The sequence below is a fragment of the Flavobacterium flavipallidum genome, from assembly GCF_038289905.1.
GTDB lineage: Bacteria > Bacteroidota > Bacteroidia > Flavobacteriales > Flavobacteriaceae > Flavobacterium > Flavobacterium flavipallidum.
Genome location: NZ_JBBYHU010000035.1, coordinates 1 through 11,285 on the forward strand (window position 1 = coordinate 1; position 11,285 = coordinate 11,285).

At 32.9% G+C, this 11,285-nt stretch carries 12 protein-coding genes and 1 tRNA gene; 8 read left to right on the plus strand and 5 right to left on the minus strand.

The features are described 5' to 3' along the window. Positions 1-111 precede the first annotated feature (111 nt). The 6 genes from AAEO59_RS13935 (at position 112) to AAEO59_RS13960 (ending at position 6,512) form a co-directional block, all read left to right on the plus strand. Positions 112-615, plus strand: coding sequence for an energy transducer TonB (locus AAEO59_RS13935; RefSeq protein ID WP_341701360.1), 504 nt, complete (start codon positions 112-114; stop codon positions 613-615). A 115-nt stretch (positions 616-730) separates the two neighbouring features. After that, on the plus strand, positions 731-1,000 hold the full coding sequence (gene rpsO / locus AAEO59_RS13940; protein ID WP_341701361.1) for a 30S ribosomal protein S15: 270 nt from the start codon (positions 731-733) through the stop codon (positions 998-1,000). A 261-nt stretch (positions 1,001-1,261) separates the two neighbouring features. Then, a complete protein-coding gene (locus AAEO59_RS13945; RefSeq protein WP_341701362.1) occupies positions 1,262-3,406 on the plus strand; it encodes a polyribonucleotide nucleotidyltransferase in 2,145 nt (714 codons plus the stop codon). A gap of 151 nt (positions 3,407-3,557) precedes the next feature. Continuing rightward, positions 3,558-3,950, plus strand: coding sequence for a hypothetical protein (locus tag AAEO59_RS13950; RefSeq protein ID WP_341701363.1), 393 nt, complete (start codon positions 3,558-3,560; stop codon positions 3,948-3,950). 89 nt (positions 3,951-4,039) lie between these two features. Then, positions 4,040-5,773, plus strand: coding sequence for a tetratricopeptide repeat-containing sensor histidine kinase (locus AAEO59_RS13955; protein WP_341701364.1), 1,734 nt, complete (start codon positions 4,040-4,042; stop codon positions 5,771-5,773). Continuing rightward, entirely contained in the window at positions 5,766-6,512 is a 747-nt protein-coding gene (locus tag AAEO59_RS13960) for a LytR/AlgR family response regulator transcription factor (RefSeq protein ID WP_341701365.1), read from the plus strand. The genes AAEO59_RS13955 and AAEO59_RS13960 overlap by 8 nt, the downstream gene beginning before the upstream one ends. A gap of 530 nt (positions 6,513-7,042) precedes the next feature. On the opposite strand, the gene AAEO59_RS13965 is transcribed toward AAEO59_RS13960, so the two are convergent. Continuing rightward, positions 7,043-7,528, minus strand: a complete 486-nt coding sequence (locus AAEO59_RS13965) for a hypothetical protein (RefSeq protein ID WP_341701366.1) — start codon at positions 7,526-7,528, stop codon at positions 7,043-7,045. A gap of 226 nt (positions 7,529-7,754) precedes the next feature. Here AAEO59_RS13965 and AAEO59_RS13970 point away from each other — a divergent pair, with 226 nt between their 5' ends. Together AAEO59_RS13970 and rpe are read left to right on the plus strand one after the other, a co-directional pair. After that, positions 7,755-8,618, plus strand: coding sequence for a sigma-70 family RNA polymerase sigma factor (locus AAEO59_RS13970; RefSeq protein WP_007804760.1), 864 nt, complete (start codon positions 7,755-7,757; stop codon positions 8,616-8,618). 149 nt (positions 8,619-8,767) lie between these two features. Then, positions 8,768-9,430, plus strand: coding sequence for a ribulose-phosphate 3-epimerase (rpe, locus tag AAEO59_RS13975; protein ID WP_341701367.1), 663 nt, complete (start codon positions 8,768-8,770; stop codon positions 9,428-9,430). Positions 9,431-9,490: 60 nt separating this feature from the next. Here the strand turns inward: rpe and AAEO59_RS13980 are convergent, their stop codons facing one another. From AAEO59_RS13980 to AAEO59_RS13995, 4 genes are all read right to left on the minus strand, one after another. Beyond that, positions 9,491-10,309, minus strand: a complete 819-nt coding sequence (locus tag AAEO59_RS13980) for a zinc-dependent peptidase (protein WP_341701368.1) — start codon at positions 10,307-10,309, stop codon at positions 9,491-9,493. Between the two features lie 88 nt (positions 10,310-10,397). After that, a tRNA-Arg gene (locus AAEO59_RS13985) sits at positions 10,398-10,471 on the minus strand. A 1-nt stretch (position 10,472) separates the two neighbouring features. Further along, a complete protein-coding gene (locus tag AAEO59_RS13990) occupies positions 10,473-10,721 on the minus strand; it encodes a GIY-YIG nuclease family protein (protein WP_341701369.1) in 249 nt (82 codons plus the stop codon). A gap of 93 nt (positions 10,722-10,814) precedes the next feature. Next, a complete protein-coding gene (locus tag AAEO59_RS13995; RefSeq protein WP_341701370.1) occupies positions 10,815-11,264 on the minus strand; it encodes a GatB/YqeY domain-containing protein in 450 nt (149 codons plus the stop codon). Positions 11,265-11,285 lie beyond the last annotated feature (21 nt).

The window sequence follows — 11,285 nt, forward strand, 5'->3', positions numbered from 1 at the left end:
GGTACAACAGAAAAAGGAGACATCGCGCTTTAAATTACAAAACAATCGAGGAATTTAATAATCAAAATATCATTTACAAAAATGTAGCTTAACTTAGACTGTAATTTTTATTTGCATATCCATTTTTATGAAGAAACTAAAGATGGACTAACTGAAAAAGGTGAAATAAAAAACAACAAAAGACATGGGGTCTGGACTGGAAGTTCAAAATTAACTAAATCCACATTCGCAGAAACCTACGAGAATGGCGAATTAGTTTCAGGTATTAGTATTGACAACAATAAAACAGAACATCCGTACACAGTTCTTTATAAAAAACCGGAATATAATGGAGGAATGATCGCTTTTTATCAATTCGTTGGCAAAAATTACAGGACTCCACGTGGCATAGAGGCCAAACCCGGCGAAAAACCAAAATTATATCTTGCCTTTAATGTGGATATAGATGGAAAATTAACAAACATAAAGGTTGTAAAAGACCTAGGATATGGAACTGGGGAAGAAGCTATCAGGGTATTAAATAAATGTCCAAATTGGATCCCTGGAATCTATCGAGGAATACCTGCCAAAGCAAAATATACTTTACCAATTGTGATTCAAGGCTCAACAAACTAAATAAAAAAAGATGACTTTTTCAAATCCTATTGCCAATTCAAAATAATGTATTACTTTTGCTGCCGTCTTACAATAACTGTTGGACATACATAATAATCATTAAAATAATATTAGCATGTACTTATCTAAAGAAGTAAAAGCAGACATCTTCGCTAAACACGGAGGAAAAGCAGAAAACACAGGATCTGCAGAAGGACAAATCGCTTTGTTCTCATTCAGAATCAACCACTTGACTGAACACTTAAAAAGAAATCGTCACGATTACAACACTGAGCGTTCACTAGTGAAATTAGTAGGTAAAAGAAGAGCTTTACTTGACTATTTGAAAAAGAAAGATATCAACAGATATCGTGAAATCATCAAAGTATTGGGTATCAGAAAATAATCAATACAAAAAAGAGGTGCGCAAGTACCTCTTTTTGTTTTTTAACAATATTGTATTGTAAACCATTAAGAAATTAAGAAAAGTTAAGCTTTAAAACCTTAATAAAACTAAATATCTTAATGGTAAATTTTAAAAAACCTTAATTTTCAATTCAACTTTTAAGGTTCAAACAATAAAAAAAAGTTTGGTTTTTCATTGGACACACAACTACAACAACACAACAACTATCGTCCGTAGTATAACCAAAACAAAAGGAAATTTATGATTCCACAAGTAAAACAAGAAATTATCGATTTAGGAGATGGAAGAAGCATCTCAATCGAAACTGGTAAATTAGCCAAACAAGCTGATGGTTCAGTGGTTGTTCGTTCAGGAAACTGTATGCTTTTAGCAACTGCAGTATCTGCAAGAACATCTAACCCAGGCGTTGACTTTTTACCATTAACGGTAGATTACCGTGAAAAATTTGCTGCCGCAGGTCGTTTCCCTGGAGGTTTCTTCAAGAGAGAAGCACGTCCAAGTGACAGCGAAGTATTAACAATGAGATTGGTTGACCGTGTATTACGTCCTCTTTTCCCGGATGATTACCACGCTGAAACTCAGGTAATGATTCAATTAATGTCTCATGACGACAACGTTATGCCAGATGCTTTAGCAGGTTTAGCTGCATCAGCAGCCTTAGCGGTTTCTGACATTCCATTTTACAATTTAATTTCAGAAGTACGTGTAGCACGTATCGACGGAAAATTAGTAATCAACCCAAGCAGAGAAGAATTAGAAAAATCAGACATCGATATGATGATTGGAGCTTCTATGGATTCTGTAGCAATGGTTGAAGGAGAGATGAAAGAAATCTCAGAAGCTGAAATGATCGAAGCGATCAAGTTTGCTCACGAGGCTATCAAAGTTCAAATCCTAGCTCAACAACGTTTAAGAGAAGCTTTAGGAAATCCTGAATACCGCACTTACGAAGGTGAAGTTGAAGATGCAGACGTATATGCAAAAGTAAAAGCGGCTGCTTATGACAAATGTTATGCAATTGCACAAGAAGCTTCAGGAAAAAGCGAAAGAGGTGAAAAATTTGCTGCTGTAAAAGAAGAAGCTAAAGCTTTATTTACAGAAGAAGAATATGCTGAAAATGCTGATTTAGCAGGATTAGTTGGAAAATATTTCTACAAAACCAATAAAGAAGCCGTTCGTAATGTAATCCTTGAAAAAGGAATTCGTCTTGACGGAAGAAAAACAACTGAAATCAGACCAATCTGGTGTGAAACGGATTATTTACCTTCTGTTCACGGTTCGTCATTATTTACACGTGGAGAAACTCAGGCTTTGGCTACTGTAACACTTGGAACTTCAAGAGAAGCTAACCAAATCGACTCTCCATCAGAACAAGGAGAAGAAAAATTCTATTTACACTATAACTTCCCTCCTTTCTCTACTGGAGAAGCAAAACCTTTAAGAGGAACTTCAAGAAGAGAAGTTGGTCACGGAAACTTAGCACAACGTGCTTTGAAAAACATGATTCCTGCTGATTGTCCTTATACAATCCGTGTGGTATCTGAAGTATTAGAATCTAATGGTTCTTCATCTATGGCTACTGTTTGTGCAGGAACTATGGCTTTGATGGATGCAGGAGTTCAAATGGTAAAACCGGTTTCCGGAATTGCTATGGGATTAATTACTGACGGTGAGAAATTTGCTGTACTTTCAGATATCTTAGGTGACGAAGATCACTTAGGAGATATGGATTTCAAAGTAACTGGTACGGCTGACGGAATCACTGCCTGTCAAATGGATATCAAAATCGAAGGATTGCGTTATGATATTATGGAACAAGCTTTATCTCAGGCTCGTGACGGACGTATGCACATTTTAGGAAAATTAACTGAAACTATTGCGACTCCAAGAGAAGATGTCAAAGCTCACGCTCCAAAAATCATCACTCGTACTATTCCTGGAAACTTTATTGGAGCCTTAATTGGTCCTGGTGGAAAAGTAATTCAGGATTTACAAAAAGCTACAGGTACTACAATTGTTATCAACGAGGTAGACGAACAAGGAGTAGTTGAAATTTTAGGAACTGATCCTGCCGGAATTAAAGCGGTATTAGCTAAAATTGACTCAATTACCTTTAAAGCACAGGTAGGTGAAGCTTATGAAGTTAAAGTAGTTAAAATGCTCGATTTTGGTGCTGTCGTAGAATATACAGCTGCTCCAGGAAACGAAGTTTTATTACACGTATCTGAATTAGCTTGGGAACGTACAGAAAATGTTGCTGATGTAGTAAAAATGGGAGATGTATTCCAAGTGAAATACTTAGGAATTGATCCAAAAACCAAAAAAGAGAAAGTGTCTAAAAAAGCACTTATCGCACGCCCTCCACGTGAGGCTAAACAAGAGTAATCAGATCTTAGTTTACTAAAGGTTTATTATAAAAAATCCCGTTTACATCTGTAGACGGGATTTTTGATTTATAAAAAAAGAGCACCTCCACCAAAGTACAATTCTGATAAAAAAACTTATCTTTATTGGCAATAATTTTAAACTTTCCTCTATGCCTTTAAACGTTATTCAAATATCTCAAATCAATCAGGAACCTTTTGTTATTACAAATTCAGATGACTCCATTTACCCTCTATCGCCTCAGGTTTCTACAACTTTATTAACTTCAACTAATGGCGAAGAAATTTTAAAAATCAGAGTAACGCTCTATATCGATGCTGCTGACAAGCAATTACCATGGGTAGAGCCAAACCCTGAAGAAATTGAAAATTCTTTGCAATTGTATTTTGACTACAATTATCAAGAAGAAAAACCAGTAAGTTTAAATGTTTGGTACATGGAGTTGGATTACACATCTGACACTTTAACAGAGATTACAAGTATTACTTCTTTCTTAAAAGATATTGATCCGGAAACTTCAAAAGGTACTAAAACTCAAGTTTAAGTTCTCTTAAAAATCTTTAACTATACCTCTTTTTAAACAACAAAAGAGGTATTTCAGTTTATTAATTCGGTTAAACATCTTCATAAAAAATGATCAAAATTAAGCTATTTTTAATTGTATTATATTTAGTTTTCTCTACAAACACCTATTCACAATATTCAGGATTAAAAGACATTATAGTCAATTCATTTCAGAAAAAAGCAACTCAATATAAGGATGAAATTAATTTCTCTAAAATGACTTCTTTTTTTGAAGAAGACAAATGGGACTCTACACTCGTATACAGTACAAAACAACTAGCAAGTAAAAAACCTGAACTAAATAATTATTGCCATTATATTAGAGGAATCATTTTTTTCAACAAAAAGTTATACAGGAAATCAAAATCAGAATTACTCTTGATTAATGAAAATTTCGACTTGAAACCAATGAAAAATTTGGCATTAGGTAATGCGTCATTAGAATTATTAGAATTTAAAAATGCACTTCATTATTATAAAGAAGTTGAAAAACTACCGGACAATATCAAAAAACCTATTTTGAAAAACGTAAATAATGGTATTGGAACCACATTTATTTTTTTAAAAGAATTTGACAATGCTGAAAAATATTTTCTGAAAAACATAGCTGTTGACGAAGCTGAAAAAAATTATATTTCCTTAAATATTAGCTATACAAATTTAGCCAATTGCTATTACGAAGAAGATAAAAATGATCTCGCTTTTAAATATTTTGAAAAAACTTATTATTTATCTCAAAAAATCAATGATTATAACGCAAAACAACTTGCCAGCTTCAACATGGCTGTTATTGAAGAAGACAGAGGAAACCTCAAAAAAGCTTTAACCTTCAGAAAAGAAGCTGAGCAATGGAATGACTCACTCAACAATCAAAACAAAGTATGGGCGGTTGCTGATTTTGAAAAAAAGTTTGCCGTAGCTCAAAAACAAAAACAAATTAAAGTGCTTGAAGTAGAAAATGAACTTAAAAACAATCAACGAAACTGGTCGTTTTTCTCAGCACTAAGCTTATTAATATTATTAACCATCGGTGTTTATTTGTATGCTCAAAAAGTAAAGAATACCAAAACAATCTTACTTCAAAAAAACAAACTCGACGAACTCAATACAACCAAAGACCAACTTTTCTCCATTGTCAGCCATGATTTACGTTCTTCTGTCAATGCACTAAAAAACAGCAATTCAAAACTATTAGCAACATTAGAATCCAAAAATTATGAGGAATTAAATCAATTAATTGTTCAAAACAGTGGTATTGCTAATGGAACTTACAGTCTTTTAGACAATTTATTACACTGGGCAATGCTGCAAACTAAGCAATTGTATTTCAGTCAGGAATCTGTGCATTTATTTTCTATCATACAGCAAATTGAATACAATTACAAACCATTGTTACTTGAAAAAAACATTCATTTTGAAAATCTTGTTGCTAAAAGTTTTTTCATATACGTTGATCTTGATTCACTTAAAATCGTACTTCGAAACTTATTAGATAATGCCATCAAATTTTCGAATGAAAATGGGGAAATAAGCTTTTCCACTGCAGAAACTCAAAACGGATATTGGGATTTAATCATAAAAGATACTGGTATTGGGATGACTCAAAACACCATTGACACATTAGTTTGTGACAGCGAATTATTAGCAAAAAAAAATAATTCCGAAATCATTGGTACTGGTTTAGGTTTTCAGCTATGCAAACAAATGATTCAAAAAAATAACGGTAAATTAGCCATCGAAAGCCAAATTAACATCGGAACTACAATAACAATTTCATTTCCTAAAACTGTACAAAATGGATAATATCAACGTATTAATCATAGAAGACACACCTGAACAAAGTGAAGCACTCAACACGGTTTTACTTGCTAACAATTACAATGTTGTTGGTATTGCCACTAATTATAATGAAGCGCTGACCTTGTTTTACCAAAACAAAGTAGACATAATTGTTATTGATGTTTTTCTTAACGGAAATCCCGAAGGAATTACCTTTGCAGAAACGATTAATATCACCCCAAATGCCGCCAGACCATTTGTATTTTTAACAAGTTCCCAAGACAGACAGATATTCGAAAGAGCCAAATTAACTAAGCCTTTCAGCTTTTTGATGAAACCATTCAATGAACTGGAAATTCTTTATGCACTGGAAATGGCAGTAGAGAAATTCTATGAACAAACTAATGTTTTTTTAAGCGAAGACCAAAATACAGTTATCAGCAATGACTTTCTTTTCATCAAAAAGAAGAACAGTCTTAAAAAAGTTGCTTTGGATGATATTATTTACATTGAAGTAGAAGATCGATATTGCAACATCATTACTGATAAAGAAAAGTTTGTAATCCTGATTTCATTATCCAAAATCAGTACTTTACTTGATATCAATACTTTTGTGAGAACACATCGTAATATCATGGTCAATTCAAATAAGATTGAAGAAATATCACTAACCGACAACTATGTTGTACTAAAAGGTGATTACAGAGTAAATCTAAGCAATACCTATAAAGATTTTATCAAAAACATAAAAATCCTTTCATAAAGGAATTTTAGATACTACTGAAAATAAACTCTATTTCTGCAAAGAAAAATTTCATACATAAAAAAAACACTTTCATACCATTAAAAACAAACTTCATGACATATTAAAATTCAGTACGGGAGAAACAAGTTACTTTTGAACAAAGCAAAACCTTCTATTATGGTAACAACAAATCTCTTAGTCATGAAAAATTCAAGATCCGTATTTAAGAAAATAATTTCAAATCAATATTTAGGAATTGCCATCTCTTTATTATTAATTATACCTAATTTATACATTATTCTAGAAGATGTAACCATACTTAGAAAAGAATATTTTTTTCTGGCAATAGGAATAATAATCTACTTGGTATCGCTCAATAAAATATTTGATAATGTGATAAAATTTAACCGAAACTTTTTCAATAAAAACGACTAAGTTGGAAATTTAAATTTTATAATTCCCTATTTATTAAAACCATAAATCCTGCCTTTTTCTAAAATAAGACAGGATTTATCATATTATCATTTACCAGCTAAAAGCAAAATTAATTATTTATCAAGATAGGTTTTATTTCCATTTTTATTGATATAATATTTCCCTCCTTTTGGTCCGGTATACACTTTATGCCCGTTATAAGTTCCTGTTACTTTATCTTTTGCAGCAACCGCCTTTTCTTTCATCTTAGCCTCTTTAGCCGAAGCATTATCTTTAGCCACCTGCGCTTTATTAGCCGACATATTAACTCCTGCATCTTTCTTAGCCTTCATATCCTTTTTAGCTTTAGCAGTCATTTCCTCTTTTTTAGCCATCGAAGCATCTTTTTTAACTTTAGTTTCTTCGGTTTTCATCTTAGCCTCATCAGCTATTTTCTTTTTCTTATCCACAGCCATGGCAGCCTTTTCCTTAGCTTCCTTATCAGCTTTTTTCTTTTCAGCAGCCATTTTTTCTTTCATAACACTACTGGTTGTAGCTTCCTGAGCATAAAATTGAGTTGAAAAAACCAACATCAAACAAAATAAAAACACTTTTTTCATGACATATAAATTTTAAGTTTCTTTTTTAAAGTTACTAAACTTAACAACACAAAAACTCTATTCACAAATAATTAACTACTTAAAACAGGTAGCTAATCCTTTACAAGCCAACAACGTAGTATTAATCGAATAAAAAATACTTCAAAATTTTAAATTATTTTCAAATTCCTGTAACTTTTTTATTAATCCCTACGTATAACAAAATAAAAATTAGGACAACAAAATCATGAGACAACTTAAAATCACCAAGCAGGTTACTAATCGTGAGACCGCTTCATTAGACAAATATTTACAAGAAATTGGAAAAGTTGACCTTATTACCGCTGACGAAGAAGTAGAATTAGCACAACGCATTAAAGCTGGAGACCAAAGAGCCCTTGAAAAATTAACAAAAGCCAATTTACGTTTCGTAGTTTCGGTTGCTAAACAATACCAAAATCAGGGATTAACATTACCTGATTTAATTAACGAAGGAAATTTAGGATTGATTAAAGCAGCACAACGTTTTGATGAAACACGTGGTTTTAAATTCATTTCGTATGCAGTTTGGTGGATTCGTCAATCTATTTTACAAGCTTTAGCAGAACAATCTCGTATTGTACGTTTGCCTTTAAATAAAATTGGTTCTATCAATAAAATCAACAAAATGTATGCGTTATTAGAGCAATCTAATGAGCGCCCGCCATCTGCTGAGGAAATTGCAAAAGAATTGGATATGACTGTAAATGACGTAAAAGAGTCTATGAAAAATTCTGGTCGTCACTTATCTATGGATGCACCTCTTGTTGAAGGAGAAGATTCTAACCTTTATGACGTATTGCGTTCAGGTGAATCTCCAAATCCAGACAGAGAATTAATCCACGAATCATTGCGTACTGAAATCGAGCGTTCTTTAGAAACATTGACTCCAAGAGAAGCTGATGTAGTTCGTTTGTATTTTGGTCTTGGTGACCAACACCCAATGACTTTAGAAGAAATCGGAGAAACTTTCGATTTAACCCGTGAGCGTGTACGTCAGATTAAAGAGAAAGCAATCCGAAGATTAAAACATACTTCAAGAAGTAAAATCTTAAAAACTTATTTAGGTTAATCTTCGCATTAATCACCTTAAAAACTCCGGCTCATCACCGGAGTTTTTTTTATCCAATCTTCTCAAAAACAAAGCATAAAGCCACTTGGATAAAAAACATTTGATTTTGTACCTTTGCAAAAAAAATCACAACACACAACACAACCTAAATGAAAAACACACTTATTGCCCCATCAGTTTTAGCAGCTGATTTTGCAAATCTACAACGCGATATCGAAATGATCAATGCAAGTGAGGCTGACTGGTTTCACATTGACATCATGGATGGCGTATTTGTTCCAAATATTTCTTTTGGAATGCCGGTTCTGGAAGCTATAAAAAGACATGCTACAAAAACCATCGACGTACACCTGATGATTGTAGAACCGGATAAATACATCTCTACTTTTAAAAAACTAGGAGCTGATATTCTTACTGTACACATAGAAGCTTGTCCACATTTGCACCGAACTATTCAAGCTATTAAAACTGAAGGAATGAAAGCCGGAGTTTCCTTGAATCCACACACCAGTGTAGACTTATTGGAAGATGTAATTAATGATATCGACATGGTTTTGATCATGAGTGTGAATCCAGGTTTTGGAGGTCAGTCATTCATTGAAAACACTTACGATAAGGTTAAAAAACTAAAGGCTTTAATCGACAGAAAAGGAGCTTCAACTATTATTGAAATTGATGGTGGAGTTACTAACAAAAATGCGAAACAATTAGCAGAAGCCGGAGCCGATGTTCTAGTAGCTGGAAGCTATGTTTTTGGAGCTGCTGACCCAATCGCAACCGTAGCTGATTTGAAAAAAATCACTGCTCTATAAAAAAAACATATTTAATTTAAGCAATATAAAAACAGCCCGAAAAAATTTTCGGGCTGTTTTTTAAATAAAATATTCCTCTTTAATATTTATCATTTCTGCTACTATCGAAAAAAGTTCAGGATGCTCTTGCTTAAATCGAGAAGGAGTTTCAAAAAAATGCTCTAGCACAACTGCCATAAATTCGGCTTGATTGGTATACGCATAAATTCGAAAATAATTAGATTCAACAAGACCTTTCAAAACATCTGGTTGTTTTAAAAAATTCACAATCTTATCATAACCGTCCGCAAACACAACACTGCTTTGATCTCTTCCTTTTAAACCATGAAAATACAATGCGTGCGAGAACTCATGTAATCCTAAATTTAGATTATCATTCTCACATTTTATACCCTCATGAAAATCATTCCAAGAAAACACTAGGGCTTTTAAAGCAGGATTAAATTCTCCTTTATGATATTGCTTTGTTATAACCGAATAATAACTTTCGCAATAGATAATAATTTTATCAAAATTATTAATTCGATAATGTCGCATTCCAAAAGTCAACATGACATAAGTAGCTGCTAAGAGCAGTTTCACCTCCTCCGTAACTTCAAATCCTCCTTTCCCTATAAATTGATATTTAGTAACAAAAGACGCTACACGATGATTAAAATAGCTCTTTTTTCTATTGGTCAAATTTCTATAAAATGAAAAATTATACTCCAAGAGATTACTTTGCTCAATGCTCAATTTTCGTATCCTATAATAATAATGAATATAAATAGGCTTATTAAAAAGGGCTACATAGACAGGCTCCACAATAAATTTAAAAATAAAGACAACCGACAAAAACACCAACAAAAGCAGCACTAAAATCTGGAAAATAATATTCATTTAAGTCCACTTTACAAATTAACAACCTAAATATACTTATTAAAAACAAAAAAGCAACTAAAAGAAAATTCTTTAGTTGCTTAAAATGTGACCGCGGAGGGGTTCGAACCCCCAACCCTCAGAGCCGAAATCTGATATTCTATCCAGTTGAACTACGCGGTCATTATTTATTTAGCTTTTCTTTTAAAAAAGCTCTTCCAATTCCAGTTTTAAAATATTTCTCCCGAAGAACTGCTTCCTCCCTTGTTTCAAAAATTTCAAAATAAACTAATTTCCAAGGACGATAACCTTTTGTTGACTTTGTTTTTCCAGCATTATGTTCTTTTACCCTTTTTTCAATATCAACAGTATGACCTTTATAAAACCTTCCATCAATTTCACTTTCCAAAACATATACAACATACTCCATCATATCATTGAAATCTGATATTCCCTGCCTGTCGGCAGACAGGTATCCAGTTGAACTACGCGGTCAGTTTATTTTAAAAAGTAAAATCTATAGGTATTAAACTAATAATTTTTTAACAATCCCTGAAACCACTTTTCCTTCTGCAGCTCCTCCTAATTGAGCTGTAGCTAATCCCATCACTTTACCCATAGCAGCTATTCCAGAAGCTCCAGTTTCAGCGATAATTTTTGCAATTACAGCCTCAATCTCAGCTTCACTTAATTGTGCTGGTAAAAATTTCTCTATAACGGCTACCTGAGCTAATTCAGGCTCAGCTAAATCAGTACGATTTTGTTCTGTAAAAATTCTTGCACTTTCTTTACGCGTTTTCACTAAACGTTGCAACAATTTAATCTCTTCTTCTTCTGAAATTTCTTCTTTAGAACCAGAAGCAGTTTGTGCTAAAAGTAATTCTGATTTTATAGCTCTTAAGGCTTCTAATGCTACAGTATCTTTGGCTTTCATGGCTGTTCTCATTTCATCCATGATTTTTGCTGATAAACTCATTGGTAATATTTTTAATAATTA